The organism is Paenibacillus sp. MMO-58, assembly GCF_037146255.1.
Classification (GTDB): Bacteria; Bacillota; Bacilli; order Paenibacillales; family Paenibacillaceae; genus Pristimantibacillus.
In genome coordinates, this window is sequence record NZ_JBBCVY010000008.1 from 154,906 (window position 1) to 170,090 (window position 15,185).

16 protein-coding genes, 1 pseudogene and 1 riboswitch are annotated in these 15,185 nt (G+C 40.3%); of the genes and pseudogenes, 12 read left to right on the forward strand and 5 right to left on the reverse strand.

Features of this window, described 5'->3' with window-relative positions; all coding sequences use genetic code 11:
- Window positions 1-170: 170 nt before the first annotated feature.
- A complete protein-coding gene (locus WFJ73_RS22710; RefSeq protein WP_336775238.1) occupies window positions 171-410 on the reverse strand; it encodes a spore germination protein in 240 nt (79 codons plus the stop codon).
- Between the two features lie 219 nt (window positions 411-629).
- Window positions 630-1,181: a PspA/IM30 family protein gene (locus tag WFJ73_RS22715; protein ID WP_336775239.1), complete on the reverse strand. Its 552-nt coding sequence runs from the start codon at window positions 1,179-1,181 to the stop codon at window positions 630-632.
- Window positions 1,182-1,614: 433 nt separating this feature from the next.
- Here WFJ73_RS22715 and WFJ73_RS33450 point away from each other — a divergent pair.
- The 6 genes and pseudogenes from WFJ73_RS33450 to WFJ73_RS22740 form a co-directional block, all read left to right on the forward strand.
- Window positions 1,615-1,746: pseudogene (locus WFJ73_RS33450) on the forward strand (PCYCGC motif-containing (lipo)protein); the annotation flags it as partial.
- A gap of 284 nt (window positions 1,747-2,030) precedes the next feature.
- On the forward strand, window positions 2,031-3,908 hold the full coding sequence (gene asnB, locus WFJ73_RS22720) for an asparagine synthase (glutamine-hydrolyzing) (protein WP_336775421.1): 1,878 nt from the start codon (window positions 2,031-2,033) through the stop codon (window positions 3,906-3,908).
- Window positions 3,909-3,923: 15 nt separating this feature from the next.
- Window positions 3,924-5,153 (forward strand): murein hydrolase activator EnvC family protein, encoded by a 1,230-nt coding sequence (locus WFJ73_RS22725; RefSeq protein ID WP_336775240.1) that lies wholly within the window; start codon window positions 3,924-3,926, stop codon window positions 5,151-5,153.
- 106 nt (window positions 5,154-5,259) lie between these two features.
- Window positions 5,260-5,493 carry an SHOCT domain-containing protein gene (locus tag WFJ73_RS22730; protein ID WP_336775241.1) on the forward strand — a complete coding sequence of 78 codons (234 nt, stop codon included), beginning with the start codon at window positions 5,260-5,262 and terminating at the stop codon, window positions 5,491-5,493.
- A 21-nt stretch (window positions 5,494-5,514) separates the two neighbouring features.
- A complete protein-coding gene (locus tag WFJ73_RS22735) occupies window positions 5,515-6,429 on the forward strand; it encodes a F510_1955 family glycosylhydrolase (RefSeq protein WP_336775242.1) in 915 nt (304 codons plus the stop codon).
- Between the two features lie 115 nt (window positions 6,430-6,544).
- A riboswitch (cyclic di-AMP (ydaO/yuaA leader) is annotated at window positions 6,545-6,682 on the forward strand.
- A gap of 3 nt (window positions 6,683-6,685) precedes the next feature.
- Window positions 6,686-7,156: a C40 family peptidase gene (locus tag WFJ73_RS22740; protein ID WP_336775243.1), complete on the forward strand. Its 471-nt coding sequence runs from the start codon at window positions 6,686-6,688 to the stop codon at window positions 7,154-7,156.
- Window positions 7,157-7,268: 112 nt separating this feature from the next.
- On the opposite strand, the gene WFJ73_RS22745 is transcribed toward WFJ73_RS22740, so the two are convergent.
- Window positions 7,269-8,066 (reverse strand): C39 family peptidase, encoded by a 798-nt coding sequence (locus WFJ73_RS22745; RefSeq protein ID WP_336775244.1) that lies wholly within the window; start codon window positions 8,064-8,066, stop codon window positions 7,269-7,271.
- 370 nt (window positions 8,067-8,436) lie between these two features.
- Here WFJ73_RS22745 and WFJ73_RS22750 point away from each other — a divergent pair, with 370 nt between their 5' ends.
- The 4 genes from WFJ73_RS22750 to WFJ73_RS22765 all read left to right on the forward strand — a co-directional run bounded on the left by WFJ73_RS22750 (window position 8,437) and on the right by WFJ73_RS22765 (window position 10,769).
- Complete coding sequence (locus WFJ73_RS22750) at window positions 8,437-8,952, forward strand: C40 family peptidase (protein WP_336775245.1); 516 nt, start codon at window positions 8,437-8,439, stop codon at window positions 8,950-8,952.
- Between the two features lie 113 nt (window positions 8,953-9,065).
- Window positions 9,066-9,479 carry a BlaI/MecI/CopY family transcriptional regulator gene (locus WFJ73_RS22755; protein ID WP_336775246.1) on the forward strand — a complete coding sequence of 138 codons (414 nt, stop codon included), beginning with the start codon at window positions 9,066-9,068 and terminating at the stop codon, window positions 9,477-9,479.
- Between the two features lie 103 nt (window positions 9,480-9,582).
- On the forward strand, window positions 9,583-10,320 hold the full coding sequence (locus WFJ73_RS22760; RefSeq protein ID WP_336775247.1) for a M56 family metallopeptidase: 738 nt from the start codon (window positions 9,583-9,585) through the stop codon (window positions 10,318-10,320).
- A 182-nt stretch (window positions 10,321-10,502) separates the two neighbouring features.
- Window positions 10,503-10,769: a DUF2933 domain-containing protein gene (locus WFJ73_RS22765; protein WP_336775248.1), complete on the forward strand. Its 267-nt coding sequence runs from the start codon at window positions 10,503-10,505 to the stop codon at window positions 10,767-10,769.
- 195 nt (window positions 10,770-10,964) lie between these two features.
- Here the strand turns inward: WFJ73_RS22765 and WFJ73_RS22770 are convergent, their stop codons facing one another.
- Window positions 10,965-11,531, reverse strand: coding sequence for a YdhK family protein (locus WFJ73_RS22770; protein WP_336775249.1), 567 nt, complete (start codon window positions 11,529-11,531; stop codon window positions 10,965-10,967).
- A gap of 314 nt (window positions 11,532-11,845) precedes the next feature.
- A complete protein-coding gene (locus WFJ73_RS22775; RefSeq protein WP_336775250.1) occupies window positions 11,846-13,114 on the reverse strand; it encodes an IS4 family transposase in 1,269 nt (422 codons plus the stop codon).
- 516 nt (window positions 13,115-13,630) lie between these two features.
- On the opposite strand from WFJ73_RS22775, the gene WFJ73_RS22780 reads away from it, so the two are divergent.
- Window positions 13,631-14,539: a WD40/YVTN/BNR-like repeat-containing protein gene (locus WFJ73_RS22780; protein WP_336775251.1), complete on the forward strand. Its 909-nt coding sequence runs from the start codon at window positions 13,631-13,633 to the stop codon at window positions 14,537-14,539.
- Window positions 14,540-14,763: 224 nt separating this feature from the next.
- On the forward strand, window positions 14,764-15,093 hold the full coding sequence (locus tag WFJ73_RS22785) for a four-helix bundle copper-binding protein (protein ID WP_336775252.1): 330 nt from the start codon (window positions 14,764-14,766) through the stop codon (window positions 15,091-15,093).
- Window positions 15,094-15,185: the final 92 nt, after the last annotated feature.

A 15,185-nucleotide genomic window follows, 5' to 3' on the forward strand; every position in this document is an offset into this window, starting at 1 on the left:
GGCATGGAGTTACAATGAGCGCTGGCGATTTTTTCCGTAAATATTAAGAGGATATTGAAACTGATGAAGTAAAAAATTGAGCCATATAGGGCCGCTTATATAGCGAAAAGACGGCCATCGGATAAAGGTCGTCTTTTTGCTGGTCCTACAAGACTATAAGGGCCACGTTTTTAAATCACGTTTACACCACTGCCTATATTATTTGAATTAGAATCTTCAATATCAGGATCCAGGGTATTGGTGGAACTAACTGCATTATTAGCATTTGCCAAGCTCCCAGTTAAAAAAGAACCGGATCCTGCATACGTTTTAGTTTGACTTGAGGGACTCAGTTGGACAGAATCACCAAATTGTACTATTGCACTTGATCCAACACTTACAATCTTAATAAATCCTACTATGGACGGCATTTTGTTCTCACTCCTACAACATTTTTTACATCATATTCTCGTTTACGATTATCAGTTACAAAAATATTGGGCGCAGCATTCGGCACTGCTTTGCTTGTGCTGAACATGCAGTAGAATGGCTGCATAAAATCAACAATTGCAATCAAATGGCGCTCGTCAAATGAGCGCCATTTGATTGTTTATTCCGGCATATTACCTGCGTTCGGATCGTTAACAAAACTATTTTGGACGTGATTGCATTAATTCAGCCTTGGCTTCGGCTAGAAAAGTTTCCTCTTCCATTCTTTCCAATGCAGAAGAGGAAAATGATTCTTTTAGAACCGCATTCATTTGCATCGTTGATTTGGCGGCTTCCTGACGAAGCATGAATTTTTTTCGCATCTCTTTAGCAGTCAGAAGTTTGTTTTCTAGTTGAGTTAATGTATCTTTCGATTGTTTAGTGGTCCGCTGCAATCTTTCCACCTCCGACTTTAAATTCTCGGAGTAGGTTTCCTGTGAAAGTGCTTGCACCAGCCAATATTTGGCCATGTCGGCATTTCCTAGTCTAGCTTCTTGATCGGCCTTATCTCGGTACATGGCCGAATTGACTATATGTAGATTCATTTTTCCTTTTAGAAGCAGCCATTCCGATTCCGATCTGTTTACGGATACAGATAGTTCGCGCAGTTTTTCAGAGTAAAACTCAATAAAATCACTTAGTACTCGCACCGGATAATCTTCTTGCGGGATTTTCGCCTTGAACAGATCTTTCAATCGGCTAAAGAGCCCCATCGTATGGCCTCCTATAATTTGTTTCAGAAGCTCTTCAACTGTGGTTTCGTATTCACGTTCAATCGGTGTTATATTACAGTTGGCACAGTGTTATTCCAAGTCTTCAACCGATTGTGCCCAATCGCTGGCGCTAATAATATCACTTCTTGCGTTTGACAAGGTTACTTTCCAAATGTCCACGAATCCAGTTTGCAACGACGGTTTGCCAAGGAACTGCTTAAGGAGTTCATGTTTTGACGCTTAACCAAGTCGGACACTTTTAGCCCCTGCGCGACAAGCAAATAATCCGTAAGTGCCATCTAATATTGTTTCTCTACATCCTTATGGCTTTCTGCAGATACTCATCTTCAAAATCTATATTCCATGTACGTATTTAATATTACAGTAATTTCATGGCTGACAATAATTACTATACAGGAAGTATGATCCGCAGGCTGTAGTATGGGACGATCACGGAACACGTTGTAGTGTCTGTATGGAAACTACAATCAAAACGTACATCCACATTAAGATAAACAGCTGTAGAATCCGAACTGACATGCCCCAGTATCTCCGAAATGTTTGATAGGGTATTCGAATCTTTACCCGAACCCATATCCATTGTGGAATGATAATTCCCTTTATCGAACCGCCAGGTATACAAGCAGATACCCGAATCTTTTATTTAATCGTAACAGACACTTATGAAGAATTAATGTAGACAATAGTTAAATGATTTTTAATCTGCTCACTGTTGCGAAACCGACAACAAAATACTACAATAGGTAGTGTTTTATTAATAAACTACGTATCGTAGTAAATAAAATCCCTTTTTAAAATGGGGAAAATGTAGAAATGAGGTTGATAATAGTGTGCGGAATAGCCGGTATATTGTACTTTGACGAAAGAACACCTTACAGACAGCAATTGAAGGAAATGACGGATGTCATGATTCACCGAGGACCGAATCAATCCGGATTTTGGGTAGAAGGCAAAATTGGATTGGGCTTTCGGAGATTATCAATCATAGATATTCAGGAAGGAAACCAACCTTTAAGCAATGAAAATGAATCGATTTGGATTATTTTTAATGGAGAGATTTATAACTATAACGAACTTCGTCGGCTTCTTGAAGCAAAGGGACATCGTTTTAAAACGAAATCAGACACTGAAGTCATTGTTCACCTTTATGAGGAATATGGACAGAAGTGCCTCAACTACCTGAGGGGGATGTTTAGCTTCGCGTTATGGGACCGCAATCGTCAGTTATTATTTGCCGCAAGAGACCACTTTGGTATTAAGCCATTTTATTATTATCAAGATAAGGACAAGTTTGTCTTCGCCTCCGAAATTAAAAGCATACTTGCCGCCGATGACATAAAAGCCAGCCTCCATTACCAAAGCTTTCTTGATTACTTGTCGTTTCAGTACGTGCCGCAGCCGGATACGATGTTCGAGCATATTCATAAGCTTCCTCCGGCTCATCAATTGACCATACAATATGGAAAGGTTGAAATAAAACGATACTGGCAACCGATGTTCAATCCTTTGGACAAGCCTATTACGTATTTCGAAAATGAAATTCGTCATAAACTTTTGGACTCGATTAAATATCATATGCACAGTGAAGTACCTCTCGGTTGCTTCTTATCCAGCGGAATCGACTCCACTGCAATTGCTACTTATATGAGTCAACTTGAACCAACCAAGACCTTCTCCGTCGGCTTCGACGGGCCGCAAAATGAGACATTAATTGCTGCCAATACAGCCCAAGAGCTTGGAACACAGCATTTTTATAATATCATTACGGAAGAAAAATATTTCGATGCTCTTCCTAATGTCATTTGGCATCTTGATGAACCGGTAGCGGATCCTTCCGCAGTGGCCTTATATCAGGTTGCAAAGTTAGCCAAAGATCATGTAAAGGTGGTCCTCTCCGGTGAAGGAGCGGATGAATTGTTTGGCGGTTATCGGATTTATCAAGAGCCTGCTGCACTAAGATATATTTCATGGCTGCCTGATTCAATAAAGAGAGCTTTGAATAAACAAATAAGATCCTTACCTTTTAACTTCTACGGAAAGAATTATTTGTTAAGGGGAACGCGATCACTGGAAGAGCGATTTATTGGTAATGCCAATTTACTGACCGAAAGCATGAAAGAATACTTTCTGCACAAAATTCCAGAACATATAGACTATTCCTTGTCCACGCATCCGATCACGAAGCCAATATATAATCAAACATCTCATTTAGATGATGTGACCCGAATGCAATTAATCGATATGAATCTATGGCTGCCTGGTGATATTTTGGCAAAAGCCGACAAATGCTCCATGGCTCATTCCCTGGAATTGAGAGTACCGTTTCTAGATAAAGAAGTATTCGAAATTGCCAGTCAAATACCGGCAGCTTACCGTATATCGAATGGCACCACCAAACATGTGTTAAGAAGGGCTTTAAGTGGCGTCATTCCAGATTCAGTTATTAACCGTCCCAAACTTGGGTTTCCCGTACCATTACGACAATGGCTTAAAACGGAACGGACGCGTGTTATGCTGGAACAAATTCAAGCAAGCGGAATCGATAACATTGTAAACATGAGAACCATTGAAGAAATCGTTATGAAGCATAAACATGGTCAGGGTGATTACGCTCGGATTATTTGGTTATTTTACAATTTAGCGCTTTGGCACAAAATGTATGTGATTGATCTTCCAAAGAGTCAATACTTACATGCCGCGCAGTGATCAGGAGGTTTCTACTTGAGGAAACAAGTAATATTTTTTCTGATCTTTTCCTTAATGTCTGGTTTGCTTGCCTACCCAAGCCAAAGCCGGGCGATAGCCGAAGTGGATGGGCTGGATACGGAAATTCAAGATATTGAAGAGAAAATGAAGGATGCAGAGAAAAAAGCGCAAGACAGTCAAGACAGCCGGGAAGAAGTACTTAATGATAAAACTGTAGCAGAGCAAGAAATCACTACGATTCTAAAAAATCTGGATCGTACAAGTGAACAGCTTACGCGTTATAACAAACAAATCGTTTCTTTGCAGCAAAATATAATTAATACCGCTGTACAGCTAAAAGAGATAAAGAACCGTCTAACAGAGCGAAAAAAGCTCCAAGATAATCGTGTTCGGCTCATGTATCAAAATGGTGCGGTCTCCTATATAAATGTTCTATTGCAATCAAATAGTTTTATGGATTTTATTGACCGGATCGAGAGCCTGAAAATCATTATTGCCCAAGACCAATCCATCATCGAACAAAACCAAGCAGATGCAACAAACATTTCCCTAAAGCAAACAAAGATGGAGGAGCAAATGCTTGAGGTCAAGGAGCTCCGTTTACAAACGGATCAGATGATGAGTGAGCTTCGTCTTAAGGAGCAGGAAAAGCAAGTATTAATTGCTTCTTTAGAGCAAGAACAGAAGGCGCTGCTAACGGTATCAAAGGATCAAGAAATTAAACTGTTGGATATGGCCAGAGAAGCTGCTGCACTCAAAGAGAAGAAAAAAACGCTGGAAGAGCAAGCATTAAAAGAAAGTGAGCACGAGGAGCATCAAACCACCATCGATAGTTCACCTTCCAAGGAAACTGAGCTTAGTTGGCCATTCGCTAAAACCTATCCCATTACATCTCCGTTTGGAGACCGGGAAGATCCGATAACGGGGGAGAAGGACACTTTTCATAAGGGGATTGATATTGGGGCGCCAGGAGGAAGGGACATATTAGCTGCCCAATCAGGTACGGTCTTGCTGGCAAGATGGACAAGCGGATATGGAAACACGGTTATCATTGATCATGGAAACGGCATGTGGACGCTGTATGCCCATATTCGTATGAACGGAATAAAAGTGGAGGAAGAAGAAAAAGTTAACAGAGGACAGAAAATTGCCGAAGTAGGATCGACAGGGAATTCAACCGGCAATCATCTCCATTTTGAAGTCAGAATCAATGAAGAAGTTCAAAATCCAATGGATTATTTATAAGCATACGTTGTCATAAGAATTTTATTTCCTACACAATATCATCAAATGTGAATTGTATCATGGAATAGAAATCGACAATGATATCGAAGAGAGGAGCTGATTTGTCATGATGATGGATTATATGACAGGAAACTCTTCTATGATGCAAATGTGTATCATGATGGCTATTGCAGGGATCGTGCTTGTTGTAATACTTGGCTTAACTATTTATTTCATCATTCGTAAATTGCAAATGGGTAAAGTAAAAGACCATCCCCGGATGATCTTAGGCGAGCGTTATGCTAATGGCGAAATCAATCAAGATGAATATTTTGAAAAATTGAAGTGGTTGGACAAATAATCGGGTAGAGAGGAACAGTTAATGAAAAAGAAAGGTTCGGCTATCATGCCTAAAACTTGGTGGGCAGGAGGACTACTCTTAGGAATTTTGAGTGCTGCATTTGTCCAATTAGTAGTGCTGCCGTCTAAAAAAGAAAACGCAAACATCACTCATATTCATGGATTAGGTTTCACGAACGACGGTACACAGCTATTAATTCCCGCACATGAAGGAATTATGGCCTATAGAAATGATCGCTGGAACCCCTTTGAAGGGGACAAGCATGATTATATGGGATTTAATCTTGTTGACGACGGATTCTATAGCAGTGGTCATCCTGCATTAGGGTCAGATCTGGTTAATCCTCTTGGAATTGTTAAAGTTACTAATGACGGAGAAACGATTATCCCATTGGATTTACAGGGTGTCATGGATTTTCATGGGATGGCAGCAGGGTATAAAACGCACGCCATTTATGTCTATAATCCGGAAGCTAATACAAGGTTAAGTACATCGGGCGTATACGTAACATTAGATAACGCGAAAACGTGGAAAAAGAGCGAGTTAAATGGATTGGACGGGCAAATGACAGCAATAGCCGCTCATCCTTCAGACCCTCAAACGGTTGCCATCGGAACAAGCAACGGTGTTTTCTTGTCGAGCAATTATGGCGATCAATTTAAGAAGCTAGCTCTTGAGGAAGAAGTGACTGCCGTAGCATTCGGAAAAAACGGCGATTTATTTATCGGAGGAAAGAAATTATTGTGGCAAATAAACGAAGAAATAAGATCGCTTATTACACCTGCCCTTAACCCGAATGATTTCATTACTTACATCGCCCAAAACCCGCAAATTGAAAACGAAATAGCATTTTCCACATCTGAACGAAACGTTTTCTTAAGTCGGGATAAAGGAATAAGCTGGATCAAAATAGCGGTTAAAGGAATCGGTATATAAAACAAGTAAATATATTATATTCATTCATTCTTTGTCGAATATGAGATTATTCTAATAGAAAATAAGAAGGAATTGGATAGAAAAAAGAGAAATGAATAAACCGAAATAAAAAACAAAACGAAATTTGCCGAATTCCTCTTAAAAAATGGAAACGGGGGATCCACTCTCGGGTGAATTAATCTGCACTTAAGGATTATAGGGAAACCTTCTTCCGAACCCTTAGCTAACCTCGTAGGCATCGAAGGGAGAAACTGTTTTGAAGAAAGTTATTGCTTCACTTGTATTGGGTACTATGTGTTTTGCTTTTGCTGGAAGTGCGTTTGCAAACGGAATGGATATCAAACATGCCGTTGATCAGGTCGTTGGAACTCCTTATAAATGGGGGGGGACAACAACAAACGGCTTTGACTGTTCAGGATTCATCTTATACATATTCAATAAATATGATGTAGATCTTCCACGGACATCCAAGGCACAGGCGCAAGAGGGAATAAAAGTTGCAAAAGAGAATTTAAAACCTGGCGATCTCGTGTTCTTTAACACAGATGGAAAGGGCATATCTCATGCCGGCATATATATCGGTAATGAACAATTCGCTCATTCATCCAGCAGCAAAGGGGTAAGAGTTAGTAGCCTCTCCGAGGACTATTATGAAAAACGGTATGTGACAGCTCGGCGTGTCGTAACAGAAGAAGTTTATGGGGAAATGACAACGAAAAACCATTAAAAAACCGAAAGAAACAAGTCCGTTTACGGGGCTTGTTTCTTTTACTAATTGGCGAAGGAAAGGATAATAGAGGCCGTGTGAGTATTATCCTCTTATGCCCAACAAACCCTTTTCAATTACCATAAGAAATGGCCTGCTTGCCCATGGCTGTCCAACCTAACAAAAAAATATGTTTATTCACTTTTACTTGTTTCTTGCCGCTAAGCGGGTCGTTTAGATAAACGTGATCTTTATCATAGCCAACCAATAGAACGCTATGTTCTTTAAAAGTAGCTTTAATCGTTCCAGTCGGAGAACTCCACGATTTCCAGTCATTTTCCGCTGGTGCACTATAGTTAACTGTGGTCCAAACTACGACCGGGTAGCCGGCTGAAAGCTTCTGTTCCAATTCACTCAAGGAAGTACCGCTTAAATCGACAGCTGTATCGATGTAAGTTTTTAGCAGTTGATATAATGGTTCATGGTAGATACCGTAACCAATTTTCTTGCCGGTAATATCGCCGACAAATCCAATGTTCGGATCTCCCCAGGTTAAAATTTGACCATTCTTACTTTTAATAATCGGTGTATCATCCCGAATAAGCTCCGGGACTAAATCCATTTTATCCTTCTTAATTCCGTAATATTGCAAGAGCATTGTTAAGGATGTTATTTCACAGCCGTTTAACAATTCGGGTAATTGTTTAACTAACGGTGCGGTCAATAGAACGGATGTCTTCCGCTGAGAGGGAGGCAAGTCCTTAGTCATATTAATTGGATCGGTTTCTTTGGGTGGAATTGCTCTAGCAGGTGTGGGTGTTGCCATCAAAGTGCTTGTTTTTTCCTTTTGATTTTGTTCCACGATTAGAACAATACCCAAGATGATGAGAATAATCATGAGAATATTGAAGTATAATAATATCTTTTTCACGCTGAAATCATTCCGTTTCTGCTAATTATTATTCTTCTCTGTTCTTAAAATATACCATAAGGTCCTGCGTTTCTTAAACAATAATTCACTTGAAATTTGGGATGCTTATATGCTTACTATTTCAAAAGTCTAACGTTTAAAAATATAAGAAGAAAAATATATAATTTTAACACAAGGTACAAAATACATCTAGTGAAAAAATATTTATATTTCTAAGATGTATTGCCAAAATAGAAAAAAAACCGCAATTTATCAGGCTTTTTTCAACCAAACAACTCATTGGTGGCGTTTACATGCCAATTTTTGATTATTTCTTGTTCTGACTAATAAAAATATACTTTCCTTGAAACTAACGAAGAGGAGAGACAACATGAAAAACGGAATCAAGACAAAGATCGCACTCTTAATGCTGGCCTTGAGCTTGCCGGCAACATCATTACTTCAGCAAGTTGAAGCAGCCTCATCTTCTGTAGAAGCCAAAAGAAATAAGGTTGTCCAAACCGCACTCTCGCTGGAAAATAAGGTCGAATATGTGAACTGGAGACAAAGACAAGAAACCCGCGCACCCTATAAAACAGACTGTTCCGGCTTTACGTATCTTGCATACAGACTTGCAGATATAGGTGTAAAACTTGTTAATAAAGATGATGATGATCAAGCTAAAGTAGGGCAGAAGGTTGCATGGGGAGATTTTAAAAAAGGCGACTTGATCTTCTTTTGGCTCGACAGCAACGATAAGAAGGATGTCGGTCATGTCGGAATCTATATTGGCGATGGAAAAATGATTCATAACATTACCGCCGAGAGAGATGTTATCATTACAAACATTTATAATAACAGCTGGTACAAAAAGAGATTTATCGTAGCAAGACGAGTAATTAATTAATTCGGATAATATACCGATACCGACTAATGAAGTTGACGAGCCTAAGGATTAGGACTACAATATGTAGTATTAATCCGCTTGAAGGCGAGGTTTTAGTTCTGGATATAAAACGTATGAAAATGCACGAGGATGGACTGAACCGATTTTTCGGCCCTCTTGAGTCGTTAATCATGGATATAGTATGGGAGTATCAAGAAGTAACTGCAAGAAGAGTCCAGGAGTTGTTAGAAACAGACTTATCGTATACCGCAGTAATGACTGTATTAAATCGCCTGCATGAAAAAGGAAATATAGGCAAAACGACCTCTGGAAGAGGCCGTGGAAAAGTGACATGCTATTATGCCCTGCAAAGCAAGGAAGAATTCTTGCAAGAACAAACACGCATCGTTACGGAAGGGCTTATCCATGAATTCGGCGATTTAGTTGTAAATCATATGGTAAATGCCTTGCAGGAAGCAGATCCAAAGTTAATGAAATTGCTTGAAGAGAGAGTTTCGGAATGGAAACGTGATAAATCCAATGAATAGGTATAAGCATCATATTATTTATTCCTTGATGATACTCTGCAGTTTCTTTATTTGGTTTCAAATGCTCTCTTACCTCATACATGAGTTTAGAGGTTTCTCGGTCTTGGGATTTCTGCAATACTGTATCTCGGCAATTCAAGAAGAATCTTATCTCCATGATCTTATATTTGTAAGTCTTTATGGATTGATTGCCTATAGCTTTGGCATGGTTATCATCCGTCTGTTTCAACAAATCCTATCCCAATCGCGCTGGAGAAAAAAGGTTTTAGATTGGAAAGACGATCAATCAACCATTCAACTCCAGAAGAACTATACGACCGGTCGATATCCGATCATTGTGTTGAAGCACGATGGAGATATTGCCATGACTGCAGGAATCTTTTTTTCGAAAATTTATATTTCAACGAACCTGATCAGCCGGTTATCCGAAGGTGAATTACAAGCCGTAATTTGGCATGAATATGCACATTGTCGGCATTATGACCCACTGCGATTATTTTTAGTACGCTTAATAAAGGATAGCTTACCCTTTATTCCGATGTTCAAGAAAGGTTATCATCACATTCAAGTTTGGATGGAGCTACTTGCCGACCAATATGCGATTCGCAAAATGAAAGGTCCTTACGAACTTGCATGTGTGCTAATGAAATGTTCAGAGCGTAAAGATAATAATATGATGGTTACTCACGTTAGTTTAGCTGATGTTGAAATTAATTACCGCATCAAACAACTCCTTTTACCAAATAAAGTGCAAGTCCCATTGTTTGATGTGAAGCCTTTAGTTGTTTCAAGTATTTTTATTATAATATTAAGCGGAGTAGTAGCAAGCAGCTGTTCATGAGCTGCTTGCTTTTTTACATTAATCAAGGTTTATGTCGTTACGCCAACGGCGAACTGAGCGAAGAGGAATTAAAACTACCGTTCATCCTAGTAATTTAATTTGTGGCGCACAGTTTAATCTTCATCGTTTCATCACAATTTTTCGATATAATCAGTTTATCAAAATGAATGGAGGGAAATAAGATGCAATGGTTAAGTATTCTTGCAGTTTTTGCCTGTCCTTTGATGATGCTGTTTTGCATGAAAGGTATGTTCTCCGGTCATAAACACAGCAGTGCGAAAAAGGATTGCCATAATTCTTCAGATCAGGACGTGCAGTCGCTTCAATTAAAAATGGCTGAATTGATGGAACAAAACCATAAATTGACGAAGGAAATCGAAAACTTAAAACAAGCTTCAAATACCGCTGAAAGTCACGGCGACAACCACTCCGCCCATGTGATGAATTAACTTCTATTGACGGAGGTCGATATAAGCCGGACTGCAACAGATATATCTGTTAATTAGTCGTTCGAGGAAGAACGGACAAATTGACACGATTACTTCGGATGCAAAAGACTTTATCGTAAAACCATTTCAAGCAAAAAAATGACACACCCCCGTTGTTGGCCTTGATGATATCGGTCAACGGCGGGGGTGATTTTATTATTTGGCGGATAGTTCGCTTTCTGTTAACCATTGATGGTTCTTAACTGGTTTTCCTCCCGTTGTCGGAGTGTAATCAACCATATAGATTGTTGTTTGCTCTGCTGAATCAATAGTGGCCGTTGCGCCTTTCATCCCTGGCATGTGTTCAACGTTCAACACAACTTCATCCCCCGGTTTGTACGGTTGGTCGTCGCTATCTTTAATATCTTCTTGAATCACCCATTTGTGGTTTGTGACTCTTTCACCGCCTGTTGTTGGTGTATAAGATACAGCGTATACAGTTGTATCATAAGCGCCAACAATCGTCGCGGTTGCCTTATTCATCCCCGGCATATGCTCGGCTTCAATAATCGCTTGACTTCCTACTTCGAATTTCGGGTTCTTAGCTTCCGTTAATCCTTTTGGTGCTTCACTTGAACCGGAATGGTTCATGCCATCCATGCCCGTATTTGTTTCTTGTTGATTATTGTTGTTATTGGCTTTTCCTTGATTATTGGTATTTCCATTACATCCACTTAATGCAATTACAGCCGCGATTCCTATTACAATAAAACTCTTTTTCAAATCGTCTTCACTCCTTATATTTTTGTTGATTCAACAATAATATACCCCGTATAGAATATTTCAAGTGAACGATCTTTGAATAACTTATCCAGTAGGACGCATAATTAAACACTTGAAGGTAAAATAAAAAGTCGCCCCCCAATTGGGCAATGTCATTAAGTTAAGCTCAAAGAAAGACCAGAAATAAAATTGGAATCCGAAACGGCATGGGGAAAGAATCCTGTGCCGTTGTTTTTTTGATGCAAGCTGAGAAAAAACGCACAGCAAACAAGCGGATGGACGATCCGCTTAAAAAAATGTTCATATGAGCCGAATTATGCTACCCTGTAGACGAAGCTAACAAATGATTTATAGCGGATTTTGCGCGTATTCATCTCCCCTGGGCGAAAAGGGCGAATCGGCAAAAGGTTTCTACGAATCAGTGCTTCAACATCGGGCGGGGGTTTATCGTCTCTTGAGCGCAGGAAATGTCTACAAACGTGAACAGCAACCGTAAAGTTGACTTGGTATTGATGCTGTTTATCTTTTTGGGAAATGACGACGTGCGAGGTCATCATTTCAACAAAATTGTACATGATCAATCTTGCGAAAATCTCTTGGGTGACGGACTCTCGTCTTTTTGCGTGGAAATTCGTCAGACCGACGGTGTATTTTAACGCTCTGAAAGAAGTTTTAATGCCCCAACGCATGTTATACATGGACTTAAGTTCATCGGGTGGGAAATCGTCGGCGGAAAGATTGGTAATGACGGTTTCATAAGCGCCGTTAGGCAGGACGAAACGAACAACTCGAAAGGAAATTGGGTAAAACAAGTTCTCCTGCAAATCCAAAAAATCAAAGGTAGATGTGGAAGGGACGAACTTGTAAATTTCAGGATGCGCCTTGACCTCTTTGGTTTGTTTTTTGGTGAGTGTGAGATGAATATCCCGATCAAACTCTCCTCCAGAGGGCAACCGCAGACCCGAAAGAATACCACTGGAGTTCGAATCCTTTACCCGTATGATGTAGTTCCACCCTTTACGTTCAATATGTGTGAAATTGTTGTAACTTTCGTAACCTCGATCGGCAATTACTATGGTCTTGCCTTTGATGGGGGACCGGTCAACCAGAGCTGCCAGCGCTCTACCTTCATTGCCTAGCCTTCGTGGCTGAACAATGGCATCGACATAAAGTCTGTTGCAGAGGTCATAGGCTGCGTTGAAATGCAAAAGGTTATAGCCTTTCGTGTTCGGCTGGCTCTGAAAATAGGCGTCTGTGTCCGTAGGGTCTGTTGCGATATGCAAATCCGAGCCGTCAATGGCAAGTAGACGATACCCACGGTAGTATTTAAGATCCGTATACGATTGCGTAAATTCGTGAAACAAGAATTCCACAGCAGACGGCAGAATTTTATTCCGCTGCTGGACAAAAGCAGAAGTGGTAGCGGTGTTTACGTCATAGCCCTGCGATTCCAAAAGTTCCTTGTAAAGGCTGTTACCGCCCATAGAGATCAGGAGTTGCATAACCGTTTCAAAGGGCAGTTTTTTCTTGCGGGTAAAATCTTTTTCAGGGTTTTTGACATAAGGCGCTGGTGCAGCTGACATTTCTCGTATGAGGGATGTCAGCTTTAGTTTTTAGTGAATTCGCGTACGCATTCATGGGCGAAAACCTCCTTGTTTTTTCAAGGGGCTTCGCCACACATTTCCATCTGCATGTCAAGTCTTATTTCACTTTTAGCGCAAAAAAAAGAGCAGGCTATCTTTCGATAACCTGCTCTTTCGCATGATATTTTGACCTGAACCTTAACTTAATGACATTGCCCAATTGGGAGGAGTTTTGGGAAACAAATACAGTATCTGTGAAAGACAGCCCAGTACCACGCTGGTACTGGGCTTGTTGTAATGCCTGGGCGCTATCTCTAGGGTACAAGTCCAAAATGACGCGAAGGCAGTAGTAGATATTTGCTTAAGGCAAGGGTGTCCACCGCGAGATGGAATTCTGAAGGATGTTGATTCAACGAAAAGGCAATGGAGTTTACTCCAGAAAGCTTTGAACCTCACAAAATCTTCACAATTGTCATCTATAATAATTGAAAACTTTAATGTTAAGGAGAATGGTGCATGCCTCGTGAGAAAAAGGGATTTTCCCTGGGAATTGGTTTTTATTTTACATTAGCACTCATCGTTATTATCGGTTCTGCTATATGGGGGGGCCTGAGAAAAGATAACAAATCGAATTTGGATGTATTGACCCCAGAGTCTATAACCCATCCACATATTTTTAGTTATTCAGCGGATGATACGAGCCTATGGATAGGAACACATACTGGCGTATATGAACTGGTTGATCAAAAGTGGCATCGAACCTTTAAACCGCTCGCGACAAGTGATGTGATGGGGATCGAAACGAGTCCGGATAATCCATTGACCATATTTGCAGCGGGCCATGGATTTGTCAAACGATCTAGCGATGGTGGGCAGTCATGGGAGACTATTGAGAATGGACTTCCAAATAAAGCGAAACCGAATGAGCCGGATGCGCACTATTTAACTATGGATCCGAATAATTCAAAACATCTATTTACCTTGCTTGCTGGCGCAGACAATAACTTGTATGAAACAAGAGACGGTGGACAAACTTGGCAGAACGTGGGGACCATCCCTCAAGGAGCTTATTCCATAACGATGCTCCCTTCAGCACCGGAAACCATTTTGGCTGCCACAGAAACAGGTCTAGTTCGTTATACAATCCAAGCTGGAACTTTAAAACAAATTCAACTAACCAATGAACCAGCTTATGAAGTCTTCTCCCTCTCTGATGGAGGTGTGATTATGATGACAGAAAGCCAATTTTTAAAATCATCAGACCTGAAAACATGGTCAGATATTGACGTGGATTTAAATGATGGCGAAATGCCTTTGGGGATCAGGGCATCAAAGAAAGATCCGAAGCGGCTGACCATCATCACTGATCAGTATTCCGTTTATGAAAGCAATGATGGGGGGAGCAGTTGGTCTCTAAGGAAGTAGTGATTGCCTAAGCTTATGTGGGGGAGTGACTTCACTTGTATTAACTTTTTAGTTTGATCACACCACTTTATTCTTCATATTCGGACTCACGAGGGTTTGCCCATGGTTTCGGATCAAAATCAATCGTTTAGGTTGCGGCATAACGGGTAATAATTACTTAGCGTAGTATTAAAATGAGTTGTATGAACTCAGGCTACGAATATCGAAGGAAAGGGTGTTAAGTGATGTCTCACGAGAAATATCAAGAATGTATTGATGAATGTCTGAAATGTATGATCGCTTGCAACCACTGTTACGACGCTTGTCTCAAAGAGAGTGATATCGGGATGATGCGAAATTGTATTCGTTTAGACCGGGAATGCGCAGATCTGTGTGAACTCGCGGCTCGATTCATGTCTCTGGGAAGTGCATATGCACCTCAAATCTGTAAACTTTGTGCGGAACTTTGTGAAGCATGCGGAAAAGAATGTGAAAAACATATGCACGATCACTGTAAACGCTGTGCCGAAGCATGTTTTTCTTGTGCAAAAGCTTGCCGTAAAATGGCTGCGTAATATTTTTAGTGGCGTCTCTCATAGAGGGGCGTCTTTTTGTTTTTTTAAATGATTCCTTCATCAAGTATATTGACTCGCCTGCATAAGTCATT